Origin of the sequence: Gluconobacter sphaericus NBRC 12467, assembly GCF_006539125.1 — a bacterium.
Classification (GTDB): domain Bacteria; phylum Pseudomonadota; class Alphaproteobacteria; order Acetobacterales; family Acetobacteraceae; genus Gluconobacter; species Gluconobacter sphaericus.
In genome coordinates this window covers 114,104-137,271 of the sequence record NZ_BJMK01000005.1, presented here as the reverse complement: position 1 = coordinate 137,271, position 23,168 = coordinate 114,104, and the positions used below count along the sequence as shown (strand labels likewise).

Sequence of the window (23,168 nt, the reverse complement as noted above, 5' to 3'; positions counted from 1 at the left end):
TCCTTTATAGACACGCTGATTGGAAAACCGTCGGGATAGGCCTGACAGGTTCCGGGAGAAAATTCGAGATGGCGAAGGTCTCAGCGGTAAACCGTAATAACCATCGCGCTGCCCTGGTGAAGCGCGATAAGGAAAAGCGGACCGCTCTCAAGAACATCATCAAGGATCGTACACTGTCGGTTGAAGACCGCTTTGATGCGACTCTTAAGCTGGCCCAGATGCCGCGGAATGGATCTGCGACCCGCGTCCGTTTGCGTTGTAAGCTTTCTGGTCGCCCTCGTGCCAACTATCGCAAGTTCGAACTGAGCCGTATTGCTCTGCGTGATCTTGCCTCCGCCGGCCAGATTCCTGGCATGGTTAAGTCGAGCTGGTAAAGGGTAGATCGAATGTCTTTGTCTGATCCACTGGGCGATATGCTGACCCGGATCCGCAATGCGCAGCGTGCCCGTCATGCTGTCTGCGTTGCGCCTGCATCCAAGCTGCGCGCAAGCGTTTTGGAGGCACTGAAGCGTGAAGGCTACATCCGTGGCTTCGCTGCTGAAGAGCTCCGCAAGGGTGTTGCGCAGCTCCGTATCGAGCTGAAGTATGTAGAAGGCCAGCCGGTCATTAAGGAAATCCATCGCGTTTCCAAGCCCGGCCGTCGCGTCTACTCGAAGATCAAGGAACTTCCGCGCGTTTATGCCGGCCTTGGTGTGTCGATCCTGTCCACCCCGCGTGGCGTCCTGTCGGACGTCGAGGCTCGCGCTGCCAACGTTGGCGGCGAGGTCCTCTGCCGCGTCTTCTAAGGAGGGTCGCATGTCTCGCGTAGGTAAATATCCCGTCGAAGTTCCGGCTGGCGTGCAGGTTTCCGTGGCTGATGGCTTTTTTAAGGCCAAGGGTAAGCTCGGCGAACTGACCGTTCCGGTGTCCCGTCACGTGGAAGTCAAGATTGAGGGCAGCAACGTTTCCGTTGCTCCTATCGGTCGTCGCTCTCGTGAAAACTGGACCATGTGGGGAACGACCCGCGCTCTGATCGCCAATACGGTCAAGGGCGTGTCCGATGGCTTCTCCAAGGGGCTTGAAATTCAGGGTACGGGTTTCCGTGCTGCTGTTCAGGGCTCTAACCTGGTGATGAATCTCGGTTTCTCACACGATGTTGTCTATCCGATTCCGGCAGGCATCAAGATCACCACTCCGCGTCCGACCGCAATCGTTGTTGAAGGTAACGATAAGCAGCGCGTTGGTCAGGTTGCGCTCGATATCCGCAGCTTCCGCAAGCCCGAGCCTTACAAGGGCAAGGGTGTTCGGTACGAGACCGAGGTTCTGCGTCGTAAGGAAGGTAAGAAGAAGTAATGGCATCGCAGCAAGGATTGCAGGAACGTCGCCGTCAGCGGCTTCGCTTCCAGCTTCGTCGCAAGAGCGGCGGCCGGCCGCGTTTGTCGGTCTTCCGTTCTAGCAAGCACATTCACGCCCAGATCATCGACGATGCACAGGGCCGCACACTTGCCAGTGCTTCCACGCTGGAAAAGACGCTCCGCGACGCTGGCAAGACCGGCGCCGACGTGTCTGCGGCTACGGTTATCGGTAAGCTGATTGCCGAGCGCGGCGTTGCAGCTGGCGTCAAGACCGTCGTGTTCGACCGCGGCTCTTATCTGTATCATGGCCGGGTCAAAGCCCTGGCAGAGGCTGCCCGTGAGGGCGGACTCTCGTTCTAAGGAGGATCACACATGGCACGTGAGCCAAGAGAAGGCGGCCGTGGTGGTCGTGAGCGCGAGCAGGGCGATGATCTGGTCGATAAGCTCGTAACCATCAACCGTGTCGCCAAAGTTGTGAAGGGTGGTCGCCGTTTTGCGTTCGCCGCCCTCGTGGTTGTTGGTGACCAGAAGGGGCGCGTTGGTTACGGTGCGGGCAAAGCCCGTGAAGTTCCCGAGGCAATCCGCAAGGCAACCGAGCGCGCAAAGCGCACGATGATCCGCGTACCGATGAAGGAAGGGCGTACCCTTCATCATGATACGTTCGGTCACTACGGTGCCGGCAAGGTTGTTGTTCGTGCGGCTGAAGCTGGTACGGGTATCATTGCTGGTGGCCCGATGCGTGCAGTGTTTGAAAGCCTCGGCGTCAACGACGTTGTGGCCAAGAGCCTCGGCACGCGGAACCCGCACAATATGATCAAGGCGACCTTCGCTGCGCTTGAGAAGGCCAGTAGCCCGCGTCATGTTGCTTCCCGTCGCGGCAAGAAGGCTGCAGAACTGTTTGGCAAGCGCGAGCAGGGTCAGACAGAAGCGGAGGTGACAAATGGCTGAGAATGGCAAGACCGTCCAGGTTACGCAGATCGCATCGGTCATCGGTCGTAAACCGGGCCAGGCTGAGACCATCACCGGTCTTGGCCTGCGTGGAATTGGTTCCACGCGTACGCTGGAGGATACTCCGGCCGTGCGTGGAATGATCCGCAAGGTTGCCCACCTCATCAAGGTGGAGGGTTGAAATGAACCTCAACGAACTGCGCGATAACGAGGGCTCTCGTTACCGCAAGAAGCGTCTCGGACGCGGCATCGGGTCCGGTAAGGGCAAGACGTCTGGCCGTGGCGTCAAGGGTCAGAAAGCTCGTGAGGGTGTCTCCCTCAACGGCTTCGAGGGTGGTCAGCTTCCGCTGTATCGTCGTATGCCGAAGCGTGGCTTCGTGAACATTTTCCGCAAGGAATATGCTCCGGTGAACCTCGGTGCGATCTCCAAGGCCATCGAAAGCGGAAAGCTGGACAAGGCTGCAACCGTCAATGAGGAGGCCCTGCGCAAGGCTGGTCTCGTTAACGGCAGCAAGCTGGCCGGTGTCCGTCTTCTTGCCCATGGTGAGCTTTCGCATGGCGTGACCATCGAAGTGGCTAGCGCTTCCGCTGCGGCTTTGGCTGCGGTTGAGAAGGCTGGCGGTACCGTCAAGGTGCTCGAAACCAAGAAGGAAGCTCAGGCTGACGCCTGATATTTCTTCTCCGGGCTTCGGCCTGGAATAGGGTTGGATAGTGAACAGCGTCCCGTGCTCTCGTGCGGCGACGCTGTTTTCATGAAAGGACAGGTGGATGGCTTCCGCAGCAGAGCAGCTCGCCGCCAATCTCAATATGAGTTCGTTTTCCAAGGCGATCGAACTCAAGAAGCGCATCTGGTTTACCTTGGGTGCGCTGATCGTCTATCGGCTTGGTACGTATATTCCGGTTCCTGGCGTTGATGCGACTGTGATGGGGCAGCTTCTGGCCCAGCATCAGGGTGGTATCCTAGGAATGTTTGACATGTTCACGGGTGGTGCGCTTGGGCGTATGACCGTGTTCGCGCTGAACATTATGCCGTATATCAGTGCCTCGATCATCATCCAGCTTCTTTCCACGGCGCTTCCGTCCATGGAAGCAATGAAGAAGGAAGGTGAGGCGGGTCGTAAGAAGCTCAATCAGTACACGCGCTATCTTACGGTTTTCATCGCTCTTTTTCAGGCCTATGGCATTGCCGTAGGGCTTGAGAATATGACGGCGCATGGTGCGAATGCTGTGGTGGCCCCGGGGATGTTCTTTATTGCATCCTGTGTCGTGACGCTTGTGGGCGGCACGATGTTCCTGATGTGGCTTGGAGAGCAGATCACGTCCCGAGGTGTTGGGAACGGGATTTCCCTCATCATTTTCGCCGGTATCGTGGCGAATCTGCCGCATGCTCTTGCCAGTCTTTTTGAGCTTGGCCGGACGGGGGCGCTTTCGCCCATTTTCGTTGTGATCTTCCTTGTTCTGGCGATTGCTGTTATTGGCTTCATCGTCTTTATGGAACAGGCACAGCGTCGCGTCGTGATCCAGTATCCGAAACGCCAGGTTGGAAACCGTATTTTTGGTGGTGACTCCACTCACATGCCACTGAAGGTCAATACGGCCGGTGTCATTCCACCGATTTTTGCGTCTTCCGTTCTTCTGATTCCGGTGACTATCTCCGGCTTCATGAACGGGCATTCGATGCCGGGATGGCTTTCGGTTCTTGGTCAGCAGCTGGGGCAGGGACAGCCTCTGTACATGCTGTTCTATGCAGCGATGATCCTGTTCTTCTCTTATTTCTATGCGGCGATCACGTTCAATCCCGAGGAAACGGCGGAAAACCTGCGCAAGCAAGGAGGCTTCATTCCAGGTATTCGCCCAGGCGCAAGCACCGCAACGTATTTCGACAAGATCTTGTCCCGTCTGACGGCGATCGGTGCAATGTACCTCGTGGTGGTCTGTCTGTTGCCGCAGATTTTGATCAGCAAATATAACGTGCCGTTCTATTTTGGTGGAACCAGTCTGATCATTATCGTGTCAGTCACGATTGATACGGTAACACAGGTTCAGTCCCATCTGGTGGCACACCAGTATTCGGGCTTGATCCGCAAACAGCGTAGCCGCGGTTCCCGTGGTGGCATTCCGGGAGGCTCAAAGCGTCGATGAACATCATTCTTCTTGGTCCCCCGGGAGCAGGCAAGGGAACCCAGGCCAAACGTCTTGAAGCTTTCTATGGCTTTAAGCAGATTTCCACTGGCGATATGCTGCGGGCGGAAGTTGCTGCGGGTTCGGCGATTGGCAACGAAGCCAAGGCAATCATGGAGAAGGGGCAGTTTGTTCCAGATCCGATTATTGTCGCCATGATCGAGAACCGGATTGCACAGCCGGACTGCGAGCAGGGCTTTATTCTCGATGGTTTCCCGCGAACCGAAAGTCAGGCTGAGGCGCTGGATGCCATGCTGTCTCAGCGCGGTCTGACGATCGATGCCGTTATCCTTCTAGACGTCAACGAAGAAGAACTCGTGGAGCGGATCGCCAGCCGTCGCGGCGAAGATGGTACGAGACGTCCGGATGACAATCCCGATGTGGTCCGTGCCCGGCTGGATGTCTATCGCAAGCAGACCGCTCCCATCCTTCCTTATTATGAGAAGGCCGGGCGCCTGTTGCATGTCGACGGCATGAAAGATGTTGAGAGCGTTGGTAAAGAGATCGATGCCATCGTCGCGACAGTACAGAAACACTGACCATTCTGATAGAATCACGAAAAAGTGATCCCTATCATTTGACTCAGGTAGGGTGGGCAGTATATTGCGCGCCCTCGACACAGGTGCAGTCAGACCGTCTGTGAGCTTGCCGGAATCGGCAGGTGACAGGTCCGGCTGCGAGATAATCGACCTGGCCATGGCCGGGCACGTAACAGTCTGGTACGGCCTTGAGCCGTTCCAATGGGAGTAACAGGCGTGGCACGTATTGCCGGCGTAAACATTCCGACCAACAAGCGGGTCGTCATTGCCCTGCGTTATGTCTACGGCATCGGCCCGTCGACAGCGCAGTCCATCTGCAGCAAGCTCGAAATCCCCGATGCTAAGCGCGTCAACGAGCTGTCTGACGATGAAATCGTGAAGATCCGCGAGCTGATCGATTCCGAACTGCGCGTTGAAGGCGACCTCCGTCGCGAGACCGCAATGAACATCAAGCGTCTGATGGACCTCGGTTGCTACCGTGGCCTTCGTCACCGTCGTGGCCTGCCGGTCCGCGGTCAGCGCACGCACACCAATGCCCGTACCCGCAAGGGCAAGGCAGTGGCGATTGCCGGCAAGAAGAAGGTCACACGCTAATCTGCGTCTGACATCTTTATCGACGTTTTTCGTTAAACTTTTAGGACGACCTCTCTCATGGCCAAGGCCGCTGCTCCGCGTATCCGTAAAAAGGAACGCAAAAATATCATTTCCGGTGTTGCTCACGTGCTTTCCACGTTCAACAATACCATGATCACCATTTCTGACGCACAGGGCAACGCGATTGCCTGGTCGTCGTCGGGTGCGCAGGGCTTCAAAGGCTCCCGTAAGTCCACGCCGTATGCTGCTCAGGTTGCTGCAGAAGACGCCGGCCGCAAGGCACGCGAGCATGGCATGGAAACGCTTGAGATCGAGGTCTCCGGTCCGGGTTCGGGGCGTGAAAGCGCTCTCCGTGCCCTTCAGGCCGTAGGGTTCAACATTACGTCCATCCGCGACATGACGCCCGTGCCGCACAATGGCTGCCGTCCCCGGAAGCGTCGTCGCGTCTGAGTGATGCTTTGCTGCGTATCGCGCGCGATACGCAGCATTTGTAAGTGATTGCATCTTTTGCCGCACCTCTGGTGCGGGCCCAGGTGCCGCCAATTTCCCTTGGCGTGCTTCGTTGTTTGAAAGGCCACGACCTTGGTTCTCCAGAAAAACTGGCAGTCCCTCATCAAGCCGGAGAAGCTTGAAGTCGAGCCCGGACCGGTTGCCTCGCGCATCGCCACTGTCGTGGCCGAGCCTCTGGAACGCGGCTTCGGCATGACGCTCGGTAACGCATTGCGTCGTATTCTGCTGTCGTCGCTGCAGGGCGCTGCCGTGACCGCCATTCAGATCGATGGCGTGCTGCACGAGTTCTCTGCCGTGCCGGGTGTTCGCGAAGACGTCACGGACATCGTCCTGAACGTCAAGCAGCTTGCTCTGCGCATGCATGGTGAAGGCCCCAAGCGCATGATCCTGACGGCTACGGGCCCAGGTGAAGTGACGGCTGGCCAGATCCAGGCGGGTCATGACATCGAGATCATGAATCCTGATCTCGTGATCTGCACGCTTGATGACGGTGTGAAGCTCGGCATGGAATTCACAGTCAATATGGGCAAGGGCTATGTTGCAGCAGCAGCAAACCGTCCGGAAGATGCCCCGATTGGCCTGATTCCCATCGACGCGATCTATTCGCCGGTGCGTCGGGTTTCCTACAAGATCGAGCAGACGCGTGTCGGTCAGGTTACTGACTATGACAAGCTGCTGCTGACGGTCGAGACCAACGGTGCGGTGACTCCGGAAGACAGCCTGGCTCTCGCAGCCCGGATTCTTCAGGACCAGCTGCAGCTGTTCATCAACTTCGATGAGCCGCGTCCGGTCCAGCATGAAGAGCCGCAGGATGACCTGCCGTTCAACCGCAATCTTCTTCGCAAGGTTGACGAGCTCGAGCTGTCGGTGCGTAGCGCCAACTGCCTCAAGAACGACAACATTGTCTATATTGGCGATCTGGTGCAGAAGTCCGAACAGGAAATGCTCCGCACGCCTAATTTCGGGCGCAAGTCGCTCAACGAGATCAAGGAAGTTCTCACCGGTATGGGGCTGTCGCTCGGCATGAGCGTCCCGGCCTGGCCGCCCGAGAACATCGAGGATCTGGCCAAGCGTCTCGACGAGACGTTCTGAGAACTTTCAAGGTAAGGAAAACTAGCAATGCGTCATGGTGTGAGCGGGCGTAAGCTCAATGTCACCTCTTCTCACCGCGCTGCCATGTTCCGCAACATGGCCGTGGCTCTCATCAAGCACGAGCAGATCACGACGACGCTGCCGAAGGCGAAGGAACTTCGCCCGGTGGTCGAGAAGCTGATCACGCTCGGCAAGCGTGGCGATCTGCACGCCCGTCGTCAGGCTTTCGCACAGCTTCGTGACGACGCTGTAGTGACGAAGCTGTTCTCGGCTGTTGCTGAGCGCTACAAGGGACGTGCCGGTGGTTACTCCCGCGTTCTGAAGGCTGGCGTTCGTTATGGCGACAATGCCGATATGGCCGTGATCGAACTGATTGATCGTGATGTCGCTGCAAAGGGCCAGGATAGCGGACCGAAACAGAACGTTGCAGAGGAGCAGGAAGCCGCCTAAGGCTCCTGTTTTCGAAGCTTTGAAAAAAGGCCGGGGCAGGAATGCCCCGGCCTTTTTTGATTCGTGGTTTCTTTCCCGCGATGTTGTGTGATATGCAGTCCTCACTCTTTGCAGACCCATTCCTGTCCTTTGTCGGGACAGCGTGAAATTCCGTTTCCTTACGGGAATGGTTCCCGCCCTTTTTGGAGAACGTTCGTCGTTCTTTGCGGTGGGGCTGCACAATTCTGAGAAACAGGTCCGAGCACTCTCGTAGGGCCTGCCACGACGCATCGAATATGTATCCTGGCAATGAGGCCTGGATGGGTTCGTGATGCGTCAAGCGTTTGGAGAGCGTTATAATGTCCGAATCTTCCCCCCCCAAGCACGGGCTTGCGGAAGCCCTTGGGATACCCAGAGCTCTGTTCTGGGCATTTGTGGGACAGCTCCTGTTTATGGTCGGTGATGGCGTGGAGGCGGGGTATCTCGATACCTACATGCTTCATCACGGCCATACGCAGGGTTTCGTGAACGAAATGTTTACTTTCTACGGCATTACCGTGATGATCGCCGCCTGGTTCTCCGGGCCTCTTTCCGATCTCATGGGGCCGAAGAAAGTCATGTGGCTTGGTCTCATCCTGTGGACCATTCTTGAAGTGGGCTTCCTGTCTCTGGGTCTTGGACCCAACAGCGGACCGATGATCCTGCTTTTCTATACACTTCGTGGTTTTGCCTATCCGCTCTTTGCGTATGGTTTCCTTGTCTGGATCGCCGCCGCCACGCCGACCGCCATGTTGGGTTCAGCTGCAGGCTGGTTTTGGTTTTCCTTCTCCGCTGGCCTGCCGACGCTTGGTTCACAGTTCGCACGTTTTGCCATTCCGCAAATCGGTGAGCTTCGAACCTTCTGGTGCTCCCTCGGGCTGGTAATCATCGGTGGTCTTGTTGCTCTGTTGTTTACGCATGAGCCGACCGGCAAGAAGCGCCTTCTGCCCGACCATGTTCCGACCAAGGACATTTTCTTTGGCTCCATGAGCATCATGTGGCGTGAGCCCAAGACACTGATTGCCGGTATCGTCCGTGTGATCGATACGTCTTCGGAATATGCGTTCCTGGCGATCATGCCGGCGTTTTTTGTCGACCATCTCGGCTTTTCTCTTGGGCAGTGGCTGAACCTGCTGTCGCTTATTTTTCTGAGCAACATCCTGTTCAATCTCGTTTCGGGGATGGTTGCCGATAGCCTTGGGCACCGTTTGGTTGTCTCCGTGTTCGGTGGTATCGGCGGCTTTATCGCCATTCCGTTGTTCTATTATGTGCCGCTGTGGTTCCCCGGAAACTTCTGGGCTGTGGCCGCTGCAGGCATTTTTTATGGTGCGACCGTTGCGGCCTTCGTTCCGCTCTCCGGCCTGATGCCGCAGATCTGCCCGCGCGAGAAAGCGGCTGCCCTCTCCATTCTGGGTCTGGGTGCTGGCGCGTCTACCTGGGTTGGTCCGGCAGTCGTGGCCGGCTGTGAAGCTGTCTTTGGTCCGGGGATGCAGTATGTGATCTGGACCTTTGCCGTGATTTACCTGGCCTCTGCTGGCATGACGATGGCTCTGACCATCTCGCCGGAAGCACGTCGCTATAGCGAAGAAGCTGCAGCACGGGGCGAGAGCGCTCCAGTGGTTGGGCACTGAGTTCAGGGCATTCCGTCATCGCCCTGACGCTGTAAAAGAAGGGGGCAGTCCGGGGGCGGGCTGCCCCCTTCCGCGTTGGGAGCTCGTCATGTCAAGGAGAAGAATTATGGACGCCGATCTGGAACAGTATCTGGAGGCAGGAGTAGGGCGGTTGCAGGACGATGCCAGCGCCTGTCCCTGGATGAACGGTTTTGAGAAAAAAGTTTCCAGTGCTGCAAGAGAAACTGAGGCACTTGTCAGTGATTTGATGGTGGATCAGCCAGTGTTCTGGTTGATGGTCTCGTTTTTTATAGGGATTTTGTTGGGAAAAGGTCTTTTTCGGAAAAATTAAACTTCCGCAAGCTCATCACGTTACGACATGACCACGAACTCTTGGGCGAGGAGCCTGCGTCATGCTGCACTATGCGATTGTTTTCTTTATCATTTCCATCATTGCCGGTGTTTTTGGCTTTTCTGGTATTTCGGCCGCAACGGCTGGGATCGCCAAGCTGTTCTTCATCATCTTCCTTGTGCTGGCAGTTCTGGCCATTCTCGCAGGTGTTGCGGGACTGCAGGCTCTCTGATTCCGTAAGGCGAGGCGGATATGAAAAGGGCGGGTGCCGATGGCCCCGCCCTTTTTCTGTGCTTCAGTTTCCGTTCTTGTCCTTCTGGATGAAAGACGGAAGCAGTGGATTGTCCGTCTGGAGCGAATTTTTGCTGGGAAGTTGCTGTGTGGTCCAGCCGCCGCCAAGATCCGTTATGAGCTTTACTTCGGCAAGGAACTGTTGCTGCCGTACGCTGAGCTGGGTCTCCTGATACTGCAGGGCGTTTTGCTCGGCTGTGATGACCGTCGTATAGATCTGCGTCCCGGCAAGATATTCGTTCATCGAAACCTGAACCGCAGTCTCGGCGGATTTGACGGCAGCATTCTGCAGTGCCAACTGCTGATCAAGATAATGCAGGCCTGACATCTGATCCTCGGTATCCTGCAGTGCGGCCAGGACTGTCTGACGGTAAGTGGCAACAGCGTTGTCGTAATCGGCTTCCGCACTGCGAACTGCAGCGGAGCGCGAGCCGCCCTCGAAGATGGTTTCCGATGCCGCAGCACCAAGGCTCCAGGTTCGGGTAGCGGTCTGGATCAGCTGCTGGAGCGGATTGCCGCTGTAGCCGTAGGATGCGGAGAGGGTGACCTGCGGGAAGAAAGCCCCGATCTCGTATCCGATTTCGGCATTATAGGCTTCCATGTTCCGCTCGGCCTCCGCCACGTCCGGACGGCGCTGAAGCAGCATAGACGGGACCGCCACAGGCGCTGAGGGAATCGTCTCTGGTAGAGGAGAGGGCGCCAGCGTGAGCTCTGCCGGAGCGCGGCCCGTCAGCATTGCGATGGCATGCTCATATTGCGAACGGGCAATATGCGCGTTGGAAAGGCTGGCCTGTGTCGATTGCAGGAGATACCGTGCCTGAAGCACACTTGTGGGGTCGGCGACACCGGCATCGAGCTGGTTCTGGAGGATCTCCAGGTTGTGGCGATACAGGTCCACGTTGCGGGCGTAGAGCGCAATCAGGCTGTCCTGATAACGCAGATCGAAATAATCCTGAGCCAGCTGGAGCTGATAAGACAGGCGCATGTTCGCAACCAGTGCGGCGTCGGCCTGGGTTGCTGCGACCTGTTCCTGCACCTGACGGCGGATCATGCCCCAGACGTCCACGGTCCAGCTTGCCGAGGGGCCGGTCGTCCATGTGTTGGACGTATAGGACCGGCTGACCGAGTAGGCGACGCCGCTGCTGGTATTCGAAGTGCTGCTGCCCTCCGAGTTGCGGCTGAAGCTGAACTTGCCGCTCAGGGTCGGGAAAAGCTGGGCACGGATCGAGTCAATCGTGGCAGCAGCCTTGCGGTACTGCGCCTCGTATTCCTTCAGGCTTTGATTGGATTTGGCAACCCGCTCTTCTAGGTCGTTCAGGACGGGATCGTTGAAGATCGTCCACCAGTCTCCTTTGGGCATCTTTGCAAGATCCGGCGCGGCAGCCTGCCAACCGGGAGGCGGGGGCGCTTCTTTGAATTTGGCAGAGATGATGGCCTTCGGGCGATGATAGTTCGGCCCGACCATGCCGCCGATGCAGCCGCTCAGGAAAGGCAGGGTCGCTGCCCCCAGCAGGGCAGTGCGCAGGGTAGACTTACGGAGGGCGGTCATCAGGACTGTGTTTCCCGGGAAGAAAGATGGAAGAAGGAGGCAATATGGGCCCGCAGACGGCCCATGGCGCGCCCGAACCGGTCGAGATACAGGAAAATGACGGGCGTGCTGTAGAGCGTCAGAAGCTGGCTGACCACGAGGCCGCCCAGGATGGCGATGCCCAGCGGGCGCCGCAGTTCACAACCATACCCGTTGCCGATGATCAGGGGTACGGCGCCGAACGCGGCTGCCAGCGATGTCATGAGGATCGGACGGAAGCGAAGATGGCTCGCCTGGCGAATGGCATTTGTGGGGGACAGGCCTTCACGCTGTGCCACCAGGGCGAAGTCGATCAGCATGATCGCATTCTTCTTGACGATACCGATCAGCAGGATCACGCCGATCATCGCCATGAGAGAAAACTCTTCACCGCAGACCTGAAGGGCCAGGATGGCGCCCACACCCGCAGATGGCAGGGTCGAAAGGATCGTCAGGGGGTGGATCAGGCTCTCATAGAGAATGCCCAGCACGATATAGACGGCCGCGAGTGCCGCGAGGATCAGTAGGGCCTCGCTGCCGACGGACTTCTGGAAGGCCGCCGCGTTACCGGCAAACCCGCCATGAATGTCCGCAGGAACATGCAGCTTGACCATGGCGGCCTGAACGGCATCGACAGCGGGACCAAGTGAGACACCCGGGGCAAGATTGAAGGAGATGGTCGTCGCGACGGATTGTCCTTCATGGCTGACGGTCAGGGCCGTGTTGGTGTTGCGCTGGCGTGAGACGACGGAGAGCGGCACCATCGTAGATGCGCTTGTGGTCACGGCAGAACCGCTTGAGGCTGATTTGCCGCCGGCGAGCGCGTTGGCCACCGAGTTCTGATAGGAGATTTCGCTCTCGGACAAGGTCGTCGTCGTATTTGTAACTTTGACGCGGATGTTGTTGGACGCCGTTCCGCCTGCGGCTGTCCCGCCTGAAATGCTGATCCACATCTGATCCAGCATCGACGGGTCCTGCCAGTAGCGGGGGGCCGCTTCCATGACGACGCGGTACTGGTTGAGATTGCCGTAGATGATGGAGGCCGAGCGCTGGCCGAATGCATCATAGAGCGTGTTGGAAATCAGCTGTGGAGTGACGGAGTAGCGGGCTTCCGTATCGCGGTTGATCGCGATGTTGATGCCCTGTCCCCCCTGTTCCACGTCCGAGGTAACGTCCATGAGTTCCGGTAGCTTCGAGAGTGCAGCCACGATCTTCGGCGTCCATTCGAACAGGTCCTCGGCCGAAGGCCCTTCCAGAGAATACTGATAGGCGGCATCGCCGGGACGCGCACCCGTCCGGACGCTGCCCGGTGCCATCAGGCGGAGTTGCGCGCCAGGGATGTGGGAGAACCGGCGGGTCAGGCGCTGGATGGTCGTGGCGAGATCGTCCGTGCGTTCTGATTTGGGCTTGAGGGCGACGAACATGTTGGCGGAGTTGGCCGAACGCCCGCCTACACCGCCCATGACGCCCACGACATCACGATCGGATGCGACGGTTTTCATGGCCTTGACTACGATTTTCTGGAGCGCCTGAAACGAAATCGACTGGTCGGCGACGACGCGACCCATGATCTGTCCGGTATCTTCGGACGGAAAGAAGCCCTTGGGCATCTTCACATACAACACACCTGCAAGAACCAGCGTGGCGGGCAGAGACATCGCGATCAGGAACTGGTGCCTCAGCGCCCAATCGAGGGAGCGCCCGTAACCTGCGGTAATGCCGCTGATGACGCGTTCGAGGAAGCGGCCGATTTTTTTCCACAGGCCCGGACCCTGATCGTCCGTATGGGTCAGGAGTTGGGCGCTGATCATGGGCGTCAGCGTCAGGGACAGGATCAGCGAGATGCAGAGCGTGATGACCATGGTCATCGCGAATTCATGGAACAGGCGCCCGGCAATGCCGCCCATCAGCATGATCGGCGCGAAGACGACAATCAGCGAGACGGTGATCGAGACGACGGTGAAAGCCACTTCCGTCGTGCCCTTAATGGCGGCTTCCTGCCGTTCGTACCCCATTTCCATGTAGCGGGCGATGTTTTCCAGAACGACGATGGCATCATCGACCACGAAGCCGGTTGAGATTGTCAGGGCCATCAGCGACATGTTGTCGAGCTGGTATCCCATCAGCGACATCGCGCCGAAAGTGCCAATGATCGAGACCGGAACTACGATGGCCGGCACCATGATGGCCGACAGGCTGCGCAGGAATAGCAGGACGACCGCCACCACGAGCACAACGGCAATGATGAGCGTCTGTTTCGTGTCGTCCAGCGAGGCCCGGATTGTCTTGGAGCGATCGATCAGGATCGAGATATTGGTGTTGCCGGGCAGGGCGGACTGCAGGACAGGCAGGCGGCTGCGGATGCCGTCGATTGTTTTGATGACATTGGCCCCGCCCTGGGTGAACACGGTACAGATGATGGCCGCCTGACCATTCAGGTAGCCAGCCTGACGGAGATCCTCGACGCTGTCATTGACCTCCGCAACGTCTGTGAGACGGACGGGCTGGCTATTACGGTAGGCGATGATCAGGTCGCGGTATTCTTCGGCCTTCGTGGCCTGGTCGTTGGTGGAGAGCATCATGCGCGCTCCATTGGCGTCCAGAAAGCCCTTGGGGGTGTGTGCGTTGGCAGACGCCAGGGCCGCGCGAAGATCCTCGAATCCGATCCCGTAACGGAACAGTCGAAGCGGATTGATTTCGACGCGCACGGCCGGCAGGGAGGCGCCCCGGATGTCCACATCGCCCACGCCTTCGATCTGGCTGAGCTGCGGGATCAGGATATTACTGGCGAAGTCGTAGAGTTCCTGCGGCGTTCGGGTGCTGGATGTTAGTGTCAGCGCAAGAACGGGGGGGCCGTTCGAGTTGGCCTTCATGTAGGTCGGATTGCTGCGCAGGGTCGTGGGCAGATCCTGTCGCGCACCCTGCAATGCTGCTTCCACGTCACGTGCTGCGCCATTGATGTTCCGCGACAAGTCGAACTGCAGCGTGATGCGCGTCTGGTTGACCGTGGATTCCGACGTCATTTCGGTCACGCCGGAAATCGCGCCCAGATGCCGCTCCAGAGGTCCGGCGATCGTGCTTGCGATTTCGGACGGGGAGCCGCCGGGCTGGTTCGCGGTCACCATGATGACCGGGAAATCCACGTTCGGAAGATCGGCGACTGGCAGGGCGAAATACCCCATGATGCCGCCTATCACGAGAGCGACGGCCAGCAGCGTCGTGCCGACGGGCCTCAGGACGAAGAGGCGAACCAGATTCACGGAGCGCCTGTCTGAGGGTTGGAGGTCTGGGGCTTCGAAGGTGGACCGCTGCGACGGTGGCGCTTGAGGAAGGCGCGGGTTTTCGTGCCGAGTTCATCCATGAACAGATAGATGACAGGCGTGGTGAACAGGGTCAGGAGCTGCGACATCATCAGGCCGAAGACGATGGCCACACCCAGCGGACGGCGCAGTTCGGAACCGACACCCGTGCCAAGCAGCAGGGGTAGGGCGCCGAACAGGGCGGCCAGCGTGGTCATCAGGATCGGACGGAAACGGAGCATGGCCGCGCGCTTGATGGACTCAAGGGGCGTATGGCCTTCCAGACGTTCGGCTTCGAGCGCGAAGTCGATCATCATGATGGCGTTCTTCTTCACGATACCGATCAGCAGCACGATGCCGATGATGCCCATGATGTCGAGATCCATCCCGAACAGATAGAGACCGATCAGCGCACCGATGGCGGCGGAAGGCAGGGTGGAGAGGATCGTGATCGGGTGGATATAGCTCTCATAGAGAATGCCCAGCACGATATAGACTGCGATCACAGCCGCCATGACCAGCCAGACCTCGTTCGACAGTGACGAGCGGAAGGCTGCGGCTGTGCCCTGGAAGGCAGTCTGGAACTCGGGCGGCAGGCCGATCTGCTTTTCCACGCGTTCGATCGCGTTGGTCGCGGTGCCCAGCGAATAGCCATTGGCCACGTTGAACGAGACGGTCGTGGCGGGGAATTGTCCGTAATGGCTGATCAGCAGGGGAGAAAGCGCGTGGGTGATCGTTGTCACCTGCGACAGTGGTACGAGACCGGACGTCGGCTGTCGTGTCGGGCCGGATGTGCTGGCGCCGGCTTCGGAGGAGATGCCCGGCAGGTAAAGCTGGCTCAGGGATGTCAGATCGGTCTGGAGTTTCGGATCGGCTTCCAGAATGACGCGGTACTGGTTGGACTGCGTGTAGATCGTGGTGATCTGACGCTGGCCGTAGCTGTCATACAGAAGATTGTCGATCGTCTGCGGCGTGATGGAGTATCGCGCGCCGGTCGGACGGTCGAGCGAAAGCTGGGCGACCAGTCCCTCGGCCTGAAGATCGGACGTTACATCCGTCAGGGACGGCTCCTTGCGCAGAGCGTCCACGAATTTCGGCACCCAGGTTTTGAAGGTGTTGTAATCCGGGTTTTCCAGCATGAACTGGTATTGCGTGGCAGAAATCGAGGAATCCAGCGACAGATCCTGGATCGGCTGAACATAAAGTTCGGTACCGGTCACCTGCTGCCCGACGGACGACAGGCGGCGCAGGATCGTCTGAAGGTCGCTCGTCCGTTGTTCACGCGGCTTGAGGTTGATCAGGAAGCGACCGACATTCAGCGTCATGTTCTGGCCGTCGATGCCGACGAAGGACGAGATGCTGGCGACGTCCGGGTCCTTGAGGATGACGTTTCCAAGGGCGGCCTGACGATCTTTCATGCCTTCGAAGGAAATCGCCTGCGACATCACGGAAATGCCCTGGATGACGCCGGTATCCTGTGTCGGGAAAAAGCCCTTGGGAATGGTCCAGGCAAGAACGCCCGTCAGGACGATCGTGCCGAGTGTGACCAGAAGGGTTGTGACACGGAAGCGCAGCACGACATCGAGCCAGCGGCCATAGCCCGCGATCAGCGCATTGAGGCCATGCTCAGTGCTGTTGGACAGGCGGCTCCAAACCGTATTTTTCGTGGAGGGCGCGTGCGTATCGGAGAGCAGTCGCGCACACATCATCGGCACCAGCGTCAGGGCGACAATGGCGGAAATGATGATGGTGATGGACAACGTCATCGCGAATTCATGGAAGAGACGCCCGACGACATCCTTCATGAACAGCAGCGGGATCAGCACAGCGATCAGCGAGACCGTCAGTGAGATGATGGTAAAGCCGATTTCGCCTGCACCTTTGAGAGCGGCGGTGTAGCGGTCCTCGCCGGCCTCAACGTAACGCGCGATGTTCTCGATCACGACGATGGCGTCATCGACGACGAAGCCGGTCGCGATGGTCAGGGACATCAGCGACAGATTGTCGAGCGAGAAGCCCAGCAGATACATCGCCGCCAGAGTACCGATCAGCGACAGCGGAACGGAGAGGCTGGGAATGATCGTCGCTGGAACATTCCGTAGGAACACGAAGATTACGCCCACGACCAGCAGCATGGCCAGTGCGAGTTCGTATTCCACGTCATTGACCGAGGCGCGGATCGTTGTGGTCCGGTCAGTCAAAGGAGTGACGTCGATGCCAGGCGGAAGGTCGAGTTTGAGTTGCGGCAGGACACGCAGCACGTTGTCCACAACGCCGATGACGTTCGCGCCGGGCTGGCGCTGCACGTTCAGGATCAGCGCAGGTGTGCGGTTGGCCCAGGCGGCGAGCTGTGCGTTTTCTGCGCCTTCGATGACGGTCGCGATGTCGCGCACGCGGATCGGACCGTTGTTCTGGTACGCGATCACCTGGTTCATGAGCTGTTCGACGGACTGGATCTGACCATCGATGCGCAGGGAGGTGGAGCGTTTGGGGCCGTCGAACGTACCGGTCGGGGAATTAACGTTCACTGTGCTGATGATGGTGCGCAGGGTGTCGATCGCGATGCCGTAAGATGTCAGCTTCGGGATGTTGACCTGAATCCGGTACGCCTTGCGGTTGCCGCCCGATAGGGTGACAAGACCGACGCCGGAAATCTGGCTGATCTTCTGCTCAAGCCGCGTGTTGACGTAATCTTCGACTTCAGGAAGCGGCAGCGTTTTCGACGTAATGCCGAGCGTCAGGACGGGTGTGTCCGCCGGATTGACCTTCGCATAGATCGGGGGCGCGGGCAGATCGCTCGGCAGCAGGGAGGTGGCGTTGTTGATCGCGGCCTGGACTTCCTGCTCGGCCACGTCCATCGACATGTCGAGCCCGAAGCGCAATGTCACGACCGACGCGCCACCCGAGGACTGGGACGTCATCTGGTCCAGTCCGGCCATCTGGCCAAGCTGTGTTTCCAGAGGGGCGGTGACGGACGTACTCATCACGTCCGGGCCAGCGCCCGGATAGAATGTCGAGACCGTGATCGTTGGATATTCGACCTGCGGCAGGGCTGACACGGCCAGGAAGTGATAGCCGAGCAGACCGCTCAGCAGAATGGCGAACATCAGGAGGCTGGTGGCAACCGGGCGCTCGATGAACAGGCGGGACGGATTCACGGTCTTGCTGTTCCCTAATCTTGCTGTTCTGGGCGGCGATCAGTGGTTGCCGGTATCGGCGGGCGAGGACGGATCGTTGGTTTTCTGCGGTGCGTCGGAGCTCTGCTGCCCGTTGCGGTGACGGCGGTGCTGACCTGCGGTCTGCTGCTCGGCTTCCGAGGTCTGCTTTGCTGCCGAAGACGTGTCGGGGATCGAGACCTTCTGGCCGGGACGCAGATGGCTGACGCCATCTGTCACGACACGGTCACCGTCGTTCAGGCCTTTCTGGATCACGGCGTTCGCGTTGTTGGTGGCCCCCACGGTGACGGGGACGGTTTCTACAGTCATGTCAGACTTGACGCGATAGACGAAGCGTCCGTCCGGGCCGGTCTGTAGCGCATTGCCGGGGATGAGCAGGGCATTATGCAGCGTCGTGACCAGCAGATGCGGATTGACGAACTGGTTCGGGAAGAGGCGTTCATCCTCGTTCGGGAAAATGCCACGCATCCGGACCGTTCCGGTCGAGGTGTCGATCTGGCTGTCGAGAGCCTTCACCGTGCCGGTAGCGAGTTTCTGGGTGTTGTCGCTGTTCCAGGCTTCAACTGTCAGTTCGCCGGATTCCCGCAGATGGGTTGCGACTTCGTCAAGCTGGTTCTGCGGGACCGTGAAAATCACGGAGATCGGTTGCATCTGTGTCAGGATCGTCAGGCCGCCGGACTGACCTGCGGTGACATAGTTGCCCATGTCGAGCACGCGGATACCGACGCGGCCATCGACCGGCGCGGTGATGTGGCAGTACATCACGTTCAGTTCGGCATTGCGGACATTCGCGCGATCGTATTCGACCTGTCCTTCAAGCTGCTGTACCGTGAATTCCTGATCCCGGGCAGTCATGGCCGAGGTCGAGTTCTGCTTGATCAGGCGCTGGTAACGGGCATTGTCCACGCGGGCCTTTTCAAGCTGCGCAATGTCGGCGGCAAGCGTGCCACGATACTGCGCGAGCGTGGCCTCGTAGGGACGTGGATCGATCAGTTCGAGCTCGTCCCCCTTATGAACGTGCTGGCCTTCCTGATAATAGACGGCGGCGATATGGCCGTTGACGCGCGGTGTGATCGTTACGTTGGTGACCGGGACGACCGTGCCGATTTCCTGGAAAATGACAGGCATGTCGCCGATATGGGCGGTTGCGACTGCGACGGGCTGCACGCTTCCGTCAGCTGCTGCCCCGCGGCTATGCTTGTGCGTTGCGCCATGGGGGCGGAAAACTGCGAACAGGACCAGAAGAGCGACCAGAAGCACAATTCCCCACAGGATCCAGCGCCGACGGGCGCGTGCGGGGGGGGAGGAGGACTGAGCTGTGCTGTTCGTAAGGCGGTCGTTTGGGCCGGCCGTCTGCTGATCCATGATGGTTCTGTCTTTCCCGTATACCAGAGCACAGGGCTCTCAGGCGGCGATGCTGTGTGTTTCTATAACTATACGGCAGGAAACCAGCGCCTGCCATGACACGACCTTAAATCCTGTTCAGTTTTGACAACGAAAATCAAAAACAGGGTAAATGATACCCTTCGTTACCTTATCCCCGGGGCTTGTCTCTTCTGCGCTCAGGGATCATATCGAACAGGAACCGGATGCTCCTGTCGCGCGTTTGAATGCGGGCACAGGTCTATCCGGAAAGAGGAGAACAAGATGGCTGATACAACTGAGATGAAGGCCGAGGGCCTCCTGGACGAAGCCAAGGGGAAGGTTAAGGATGGTTTCGGCGGTCTGACGGGCGATGCGAAGCTGCAGGCCGAAGGCAAGTTCGATCAGCTTTCCGGCATGGCGCAGCAGGACTTCGCTGACCTGTACGACGAGGGTGAAACCAAGCTCGAAGCCGCGACGGCATTCGTTCAGGACCGCCCTCTGATCTCGCTGGTGATCGCGACGGTTGTGGGAATGATCGTGGGCGGGCTGATGTTCGGTCGCAAAAGCTCCTGAGGGAGCAAGAGGCGCTTCGACCACAGCAGCGTCTTTGTGCTAGAAGCCTCCCGGAGTAATCCGAGAGGCTTTTTGCATGGAATGGTTTTACGAGAATAACGGGCAGCAGGCCGGTCCCGTCTCCCGTGAGGAAATTCTGCGTCTGATCATGCAGCAGCGCATCAGACCTGAGACGCTTGTCTGGACGTCGGAATTTGGTGACGTCTGGAAGCCAGCCAGCGCGGCGGGACTGGTGTCTCCGCTGACGGGGCTGCTGCGTATGTCGGCTGGGATCTCGGAGCACTGGGCCTGGGTTCTGCTGGTTGGGCCGTGGCTGATCCAGCGTCTGGTGCTTCTCGTTCTGGACTGGCGCCAGATCCCTGACAGCGAGCGGGTAGGGACTTTCTCCATTGTCGGAATGATGTCGCTGGTCCTGTTCTTTACGGCATTTATGCTGGACCGGAACTCCATCCGTGAAAGCGGACAGACGCCGCCGGGCTTCTGGTGGTGGCTGTTCCTGCCTGGATATTTCTGGCGGCGCCGGCAGATTGTCGGACGCGGGCTGTCGCTCCTGATCGTGAGTCTCGTGCTGTTGGTGGCCAACGTGACAGAAAAAATCTACCAGTTGCCACAGATCGAAACCGAGCTTCAAACCCGGCAGGGACAGCTGAATCAGTCTGCTCCCTCAACCCCGCCAGCCTCGGGTCAGAACAACGAACAGGAAGAACTCTGACGGTAGTGGGAAAGAGTCTTTCCCACCACACTTGACAGATTAAACTTAGAGAACATGCATTTTGGGGCTTCCCTTTCGAGTCGCCATGATTCAAAACCGATTCGGTCACCTGATTTCGGGGTGTCTGTCGGGGAGAATGCTCAGAAATGCCGGATTACGCCCTGGAAGCTGCCCATGGGGGGCTGGTCGTCGGGATCGACGAGGTTGGGCGTGGTCCTCTGGCAGGGCCGGTAGTGGCTTCTGCCGTAGCATTTACTGCTCCCCCGTCAGAAACCCTATCTTCCCTCCTTGATGATTCCAAGAAACTGACGGCTCGTCGCCGGATGCTGGCCTATGAGGCCCTGATGGCCGATGAGCAGGCGCTGATCGGTATTGGTGCCGCCTCGGTCGCGGAAATCGAACGGATCAACATCGCCCAGGCCTGCTATCTGGCCATGCGGCGTGCGCTGTCCCGTCTGGGACGCACTCCCGATTTGGCGCTTGTGGACGGCAAACATGCTCCGAAGCTGCCATGCCCCATAAAAATGGTGATCGGTGGAGACGGTATCAGCCTGTCCATTGCCGCAGCCTCTATCATCGCAAAAGTGACGCGGGATCGACTGATGACCCGTCTGGCCATGCGGCATGATGCTTATGGGTGGGAGCGCAATGCCGGTTACGGCACGGCCGCGCACATGCAGGGACTGAGGCTCCGGGGAGTGACCCCCCATCACAGGCGCGGGTTTGCGCCGATACGAAACATGATTGAAGCAGAGGCACACGCAGCATGAGCGGTGAATTTCCCGTCGACCAGATCCTGCGTGGAGAGTGCATCGAAACGATGAAGACGCTTCCTGATGGGAGTGTGGACTGCATTTTCGCCGACCCTCCGTACAACCTTCAGCTGCGTGGTGAGCTGCGCCGTCCAGACGAAACTGTAGTGGATGGTGTGGACGATGACTGGGACAAGTTCGCGGATTACGCGACCTACGATAATTTTACGCGCGAATGGCTAAGTGAAGCGCGCCGTATCCTGCACAAGGACGGCACGATCTGGGTTATCGGATCGTATCACAACGTCTTCCGCCTGGGCGCGATCATGCAGGATCTGGGGTTCTGGATCCTGAATGACATCGTCTGGCGCAAGTCCAACCCGATGCCCAATTTCCGCGGACGTCGCTTTACGAATGCGCATGAAACTCTGATCTGGGCGGCGCGCGGTCCGCAGAGCAAGTATCGCTTCAACTATCAGGCCATGAAGGCCCTGAACGACGATCTTCAGATGCGTTCGGACTGGTACCTGCCGCTGTGCACGGGCAATGAACGTCTGAAAAACGAACATGGCCTGAAACTTCATCCGACGCAGAAGCCGGAAAGCCTGCTGCATCGTGTGCTGGTGGCTTCGACCAATGCCAATGATGTGGTGCTTGATCCGTTCTGTGGAAGTGGTACGACGCCAGCGATGGCCAAGCGCCTTGGGCGTCATTACATCGCCATTGAACGTCACCCTGACTACGTCAAGGCAGCCCGGGAACGTGTGGCGGGTGAAGAACGCCTGACCTCCGAGCAGCTGGCAACAACGCCCGCCAAGCGCGAAATGCCGCGCATTCCGTTCGGCAGTTTCGTGGAAACCGGCATTCTGCCGGCCGGGACGCTGCTCTATGACCGGCAGAAGCGCCTCAAAGCAACCGTCACGCCTGATGGCACACTCGTGTCGGGCAATCAGCGCGGGTCGATCCACAAGCTTGGTGCGATGCTGACCAATGCGCCATCCTGCAATGGCTGGACATTCTGGTATTTCGAGCGGGACGGCCAGTACGTCCAGATCGATGTGCTGCGTCAGGAAGGCCAGGCGCTCCGCAACGTCGGCTGACGCCTGGGGTAGTGCTCATAAAAAAAGCCGGAGACTGGTCTCCGGCTTTTTTTGTGTTTGGTGTGCAGAAGTATTAGTGGCCTGCAAAACCAAGGAAGCCGACTGATGGGTCCGGTTTTCCGCCGCTCGTATCGAAATGCGATGATGCTGCGACGAGAGAGCGCTTCGGGGTGACGGATTTGCCGCCGATCGTGAGATGGCCGCTGCCGTTCTTCATTTCGACGCCCCCGTCAGAGACGCTGTTCTCGATCTTGCCATCCGGGTTGTAGGTCCGCATCGACAGGAGCAGGAACATGATATCCTTGCGGTTTAGGTCGATGGCCATGTCCAGCGGGGTCTGATCCAAAACGTTGTGACCGCCCATATCTGCACCGCGATTGAGGGCCTCTTTCGCAGCGTTGAGCGAGCCACGGTTGATGGCATCGAACAGCGCGGTGGTCGGATTTACGTCGGAACGGGCATGACCGGCATCGTCATCGGATGCTTCTGCTCCGGGGAGGGCGGAAGGCGGCGCGGCGCGGCGGGCGGCTTTGCGGGCCTCGGCCTTCTTCTGGTTGGCTTCGGCTTCCTGTTCAGCCTCGGCGTCGTCGGCATCCTGAGCCTGGGCATGATGCCAAGGTACGAGAATCGTCGGCGTCATTGCCAGAGCAGCAATGAGCAGCAGGCGGGGCAGGGTGGGGAGCAGTCGCATAATGCCAATATACT

Annotated in this window: 25 protein-coding genes; 20 read left to right on the top strand and 5 right to left on the bottom strand. The window is 58.7% G+C overall.

The genetic code is table 11. The annotated features are described in order from the left end of the window. Positions 1–68 precede the first annotated feature (68 nt). From rpsN to GSP01_RS05515, 16 genes are all read left to right on the top strand, one after another. Positions 69–374 (top strand): 30S ribosomal protein S14, encoded by a 306-nt coding sequence (rpsN, locus tag GSP01_RS05590; protein ID WP_011251953.1) that lies wholly within the window; start codon positions 69–71, stop codon positions 372–374. A gap of 12 nt (positions 375–386) precedes the next feature. Further along, the gene (gene rpsH, locus GSP01_RS05585; protein ID WP_011251952.1) at positions 387–785 is read left to right on the top strand and encodes a 30S ribosomal protein S8; all 399 of its coding nucleotides are present in this window, start codon (positions 387–389) and stop codon (positions 783–785) included. A 10-nt stretch (positions 786–795) separates the two neighbouring features. Further along, on the top strand, positions 796–1,332 hold the full coding sequence (rplF, locus tag GSP01_RS05580; RefSeq protein ID WP_141351572.1) for a 50S ribosomal protein L6: 537 nt from the start codon (positions 796–798) through the stop codon (positions 1,330–1,332). Further along, a complete protein-coding gene (gene rplR / locus GSP01_RS05575; RefSeq protein ID WP_011251950.1) occupies positions 1,332–1,694 on the top strand; it encodes a 50S ribosomal protein L18 in 363 nt (120 codons plus the stop codon). Before rplF ends, rplR begins: the two co-directional genes overlap by 1 nt. A gap of 12 nt (positions 1,695–1,706) precedes the next feature. Further along, a complete protein-coding gene (gene rpsE / locus GSP01_RS05570) occupies positions 1,707–2,282 on the top strand; it encodes a 30S ribosomal protein S5 (protein ID WP_011251949.1) in 576 nt (191 codons plus the stop codon). Then, positions 2,275–2,463 carry a 50S ribosomal protein L30 gene (gene rpmD / locus GSP01_RS05565; protein WP_011251948.1) on the top strand — a complete coding sequence of 63 codons (189 nt, stop codon included), beginning with the start codon at positions 2,275–2,277 and terminating at the stop codon, positions 2,461–2,463. The genes rpsE and rpmD overlap by 8 nt, the downstream gene beginning before the upstream one ends. 1 nt (position 2,464) lies before the next feature. After that, positions 2,465–2,953, top strand: a complete 489-nt coding sequence (gene rplO, locus GSP01_RS05560) for a 50S ribosomal protein L15 (RefSeq protein ID WP_141351570.1) — start codon at positions 2,465–2,467, stop codon at positions 2,951–2,953. A gap of 97 nt (positions 2,954–3,050) precedes the next feature. After that, on the top strand, positions 3,051–4,424 hold the full coding sequence (secY, locus tag GSP01_RS05555) for a preprotein translocase subunit SecY (protein ID WP_141351568.1): 1,374 nt from the start codon (positions 3,051–3,053) through the stop codon (positions 4,422–4,424). Continuing rightward, a complete protein-coding gene (locus GSP01_RS05550; RefSeq protein ID WP_141351565.1) occupies positions 4,421–5,002 on the top strand; it encodes an adenylate kinase in 582 nt (193 codons plus the stop codon). The genes secY and GSP01_RS05550 overlap by 4 nt, the downstream gene beginning before the upstream one ends. A 216-nt stretch (positions 5,003–5,218) precedes the next feature. Beyond that, on the top strand, positions 5,219–5,596 hold the full coding sequence (gene rpsM, locus GSP01_RS05545) for a 30S ribosomal protein S13 (RefSeq protein WP_141351563.1): 378 nt from the start codon (positions 5,219–5,221) through the stop codon (positions 5,594–5,596). A gap of 57 nt (positions 5,597–5,653) precedes the next feature. Further along, positions 5,654–6,046 (top strand): 30S ribosomal protein S11, encoded by a 393-nt coding sequence (gene rpsK / locus GSP01_RS05540; protein ID WP_011251943.1) that lies wholly within the window; start codon positions 5,654–5,656, stop codon positions 6,044–6,046. Positions 6,047–6,178: 132 nt separating this feature from the next. Further along, complete coding sequence (locus GSP01_RS05535) at positions 6,179–7,198, top strand: DNA-directed RNA polymerase subunit alpha (RefSeq protein WP_011251942.1); 1,020 nt, start codon at positions 6,179–6,181, stop codon at positions 7,196–7,198. 27 nt (positions 7,199–7,225) lie between these two features. Further along, complete coding sequence (gene rplQ / locus GSP01_RS05530) at positions 7,226–7,648, top strand: 50S ribosomal protein L17 (RefSeq protein ID WP_062496108.1); 423 nt, start codon at positions 7,226–7,228, stop codon at positions 7,646–7,648. A gap of 338 nt (positions 7,649–7,986) precedes the next feature. Then, positions 7,987–9,297, top strand: coding sequence for an MFS transporter (locus tag GSP01_RS05525; RefSeq protein WP_141351561.1), 1,311 nt, complete (start codon positions 7,987–7,989; stop codon positions 9,295–9,297). 106 nt (positions 9,298–9,403) lie between these two features. Then, on the top strand, positions 9,404–9,628 hold the full coding sequence (locus GSP01_RS05520) for a hypothetical protein (RefSeq protein WP_141351560.1): 225 nt from the start codon (positions 9,404–9,406) through the stop codon (positions 9,626–9,628). Between the two features lie 61 nt (positions 9,629–9,689). After that, complete coding sequence (locus tag GSP01_RS05515; RefSeq protein WP_141351558.1) at positions 9,690–9,860, top strand: DUF1328 domain-containing protein; 171 nt, start codon at positions 9,690–9,692, stop codon at positions 9,858–9,860. Positions 9,861–9,923: 63 nt separating this feature from the next. On the opposite strand, the gene GSP01_RS05510 is transcribed toward GSP01_RS05515, so the two are convergent. The 4 genes from GSP01_RS05510 to GSP01_RS05495 are packed head-to-tail and all read right to left on the bottom strand — an operon-like array spanning position 9,924 to position 19,326. Beyond that, positions 9,924–11,468, bottom strand: coding sequence for an efflux transporter outer membrane subunit (locus tag GSP01_RS05510; protein ID WP_141351556.1), 1,545 nt, complete (start codon positions 11,466–11,468; stop codon positions 9,924–9,926). Next, on the bottom strand, positions 11,468–14,746 hold the full coding sequence (locus tag GSP01_RS05505) for an efflux RND transporter permease subunit (RefSeq protein WP_141351554.1): 3,279 nt from the start codon (positions 14,744–14,746) through the stop codon (positions 11,468–11,470). Before GSP01_RS05505 ends, GSP01_RS05510 begins: the two co-directional genes overlap by 1 nt. After that, the gene (locus tag GSP01_RS05500) at positions 14,743–17,943 is read right to left on the bottom strand and encodes an efflux RND transporter permease subunit (protein ID WP_141351552.1); all 3,201 of its coding nucleotides are present in this window, start codon (positions 17,941–17,943) and stop codon (positions 14,743–14,745) included. The genes GSP01_RS05505 and GSP01_RS05500 overlap by 4 nt, the downstream gene beginning before the upstream one ends. A 39-nt stretch (positions 17,944–17,982) precedes the next feature. Next, positions 17,983–19,326 (bottom strand): efflux RND transporter periplasmic adaptor subunit, encoded by a 1,344-nt coding sequence (locus GSP01_RS05495; RefSeq protein WP_141351550.1) that lies wholly within the window; start codon positions 19,324–19,326, stop codon positions 17,983–17,985. Positions 19,327–19,608: 282 nt separating this feature from the next. Here GSP01_RS05495 and GSP01_RS05490 point away from each other — a divergent pair, with 282 nt between their 5' ends. The 4 genes from GSP01_RS05490 (at position 19,609) to GSP01_RS05475 (ending at position 22,463) form a co-directional block, all read left to right on the top strand. Further along, positions 19,609–19,899, top strand: a complete 291-nt coding sequence (locus GSP01_RS05490; protein ID WP_141351547.1) for a CsbD family protein — start codon at positions 19,609–19,611, stop codon at positions 19,897–19,899. 76 nt (positions 19,900–19,975) lie between these two features. Next, positions 19,976–20,611 (top strand): DUF4339 domain-containing protein, encoded by a 636-nt coding sequence (locus GSP01_RS05485; RefSeq protein WP_141351545.1) that lies wholly within the window; start codon positions 19,976–19,978, stop codon positions 20,609–20,611. A gap of 146 nt (positions 20,612–20,757) precedes the next feature. Then, positions 20,758–21,381 (top strand): ribonuclease HII, encoded by a 624-nt coding sequence (locus tag GSP01_RS05480; RefSeq protein ID WP_141351543.1) that lies wholly within the window; start codon positions 20,758–20,760, stop codon positions 21,379–21,381. Then, complete coding sequence (locus GSP01_RS05475; RefSeq protein ID WP_141351541.1) at positions 21,378–22,463, top strand: site-specific DNA-methyltransferase; 1,086 nt, start codon at positions 21,378–21,380, stop codon at positions 22,461–22,463. The genes GSP01_RS05480 and GSP01_RS05475 overlap by 4 nt, the downstream gene beginning before the upstream one ends. 73 nt (positions 22,464–22,536) lie before the next feature. Here the strand turns inward: GSP01_RS05475 and GSP01_RS05470 are convergent, their stop codons facing one another. Then, complete coding sequence (locus GSP01_RS05470) at positions 22,537–23,154, bottom strand: ankyrin repeat domain-containing protein (RefSeq protein ID WP_141351539.1); 618 nt, start codon at positions 23,152–23,154, stop codon at positions 22,537–22,539. Positions 23,155–23,168: the final 14 nt, after the last annotated feature.

What these genes read in the sequence shown, in the direction of transcription:
- GSP01_RS05520 (WP_141351560.1), top strand. Translation starts at nt 9,404, where the DNA reads ATGGACGCCGATCTGGAACAGTATCTGGAGGCAGGAGTAGGGCGGTTG.
- GSP01_RS05475 (WP_141351541.1), top strand. Translation starts at nt 21,378, where the DNA reads ATGAGCGGTGAATTTCCCGTCGACCAGATCCTGCGTGGAGAGTGCATC.
- GSP01_RS05485 (WP_141351545.1), top strand. Translation starts at nt 19,976, where the DNA reads ATGGAATGGTTTTACGAGAATAACGGGCAGCAGGCCGGTCCCGTCTCC.
- rplQ (WP_062496108.1), top strand. Translation starts at nt 7,226, where the DNA reads ATGCGTCATGGTGTGAGCGGGCGTAAGCTCAATGTCACCTCTTCTCAC.
- rplF (WP_141351572.1), top strand. Translation starts at nt 796, where the DNA reads ATGTCTCGCGTAGGTAAATATCCCGTCGAAGTTCCGGCTGGCGTGCAG.
- GSP01_RS05510 (WP_141351556.1), bottom strand. Translation starts at nt 11,468, where the DNA reads ATGACCGCCCTCCGTAAGTCTACCCTGCGCACTGCCCTGCTGGGGGCA.
- GSP01_RS05550 (WP_141351565.1), top strand. Translation starts at nt 4,421, where the DNA reads ATGAACATCATTCTTCTTGGTCCCCCGGGAGCAGGCAAGGGAACCCAG.
- rplO (WP_141351570.1), top strand. Translation starts at nt 2,465, where the DNA reads ATGAACCTCAACGAACTGCGCGATAACGAGGGCTCTCGTTACCGCAAG.
- rpsK (WP_011251943.1), top strand. Translation starts at nt 5,654, where the DNA reads ATGGCCAAGGCCGCTGCTCCGCGTATCCGTAAAAAGGAACGCAAAAAT.
- GSP01_RS05480 (WP_141351543.1), top strand. Translation starts at nt 20,758, where the DNA reads ATGCCGGATTACGCCCTGGAAGCTGCCCATGGGGGGCTGGTCGTCGGG.
- rpsE (WP_011251949.1), top strand. Translation starts at nt 1,707, where the DNA reads ATGGCACGTGAGCCAAGAGAAGGCGGCCGTGGTGGTCGTGAGCGCGAG.
- rpsH (WP_011251952.1), top strand. Translation starts at nt 387, where the DNA reads ATGTCTTTGTCTGATCCACTGGGCGATATGCTGACCCGGATCCGCAAT.
- GSP01_RS05470 (WP_141351539.1), bottom strand. Translation starts at nt 23,154, where the DNA reads ATGCGACTGCTCCCCACCCTGCCCCGCCTGCTGCTCATTGCTGCTCTG.
- secY (WP_141351568.1), top strand. Translation starts at nt 3,051, where the DNA reads ATGGCTTCCGCAGCAGAGCAGCTCGCCGCCAATCTCAATATGAGTTCG.
- GSP01_RS05495 (WP_141351550.1), bottom strand. Translation starts at nt 19,326, where the DNA reads ATGGATCAGCAGACGGCCGGCCCAAACGACCGCCTTACGAACAGCACA.
- GSP01_RS05515 (WP_141351558.1), top strand. Translation starts at nt 9,690, where the DNA reads ATGCTGCACTATGCGATTGTTTTCTTTATCATTTCCATCATTGCCGGT.
- GSP01_RS05525 (WP_141351561.1), top strand. Translation starts at nt 7,987, where the DNA reads ATGTCCGAATCTTCCCCCCCCAAGCACGGGCTTGCGGAAGCCCTTGGG.
- rpmD (WP_011251948.1), top strand. Translation starts at nt 2,275, where the DNA reads ATGGCTGAGAATGGCAAGACCGTCCAGGTTACGCAGATCGCATCGGTC.
- rpsN (WP_011251953.1), top strand. Translation starts at nt 69, where the DNA reads ATGGCGAAGGTCTCAGCGGTAAACCGTAATAACCATCGCGCTGCCCTG.
- GSP01_RS05490 (WP_141351547.1), top strand. Translation starts at nt 19,609, where the DNA reads ATGGCTGATACAACTGAGATGAAGGCCGAGGGCCTCCTGGACGAAGCC.
- rplR (WP_011251950.1), top strand. Translation starts at nt 1,332, where the DNA reads ATGGCATCGCAGCAAGGATTGCAGGAACGTCGCCGTCAGCGGCTTCGC.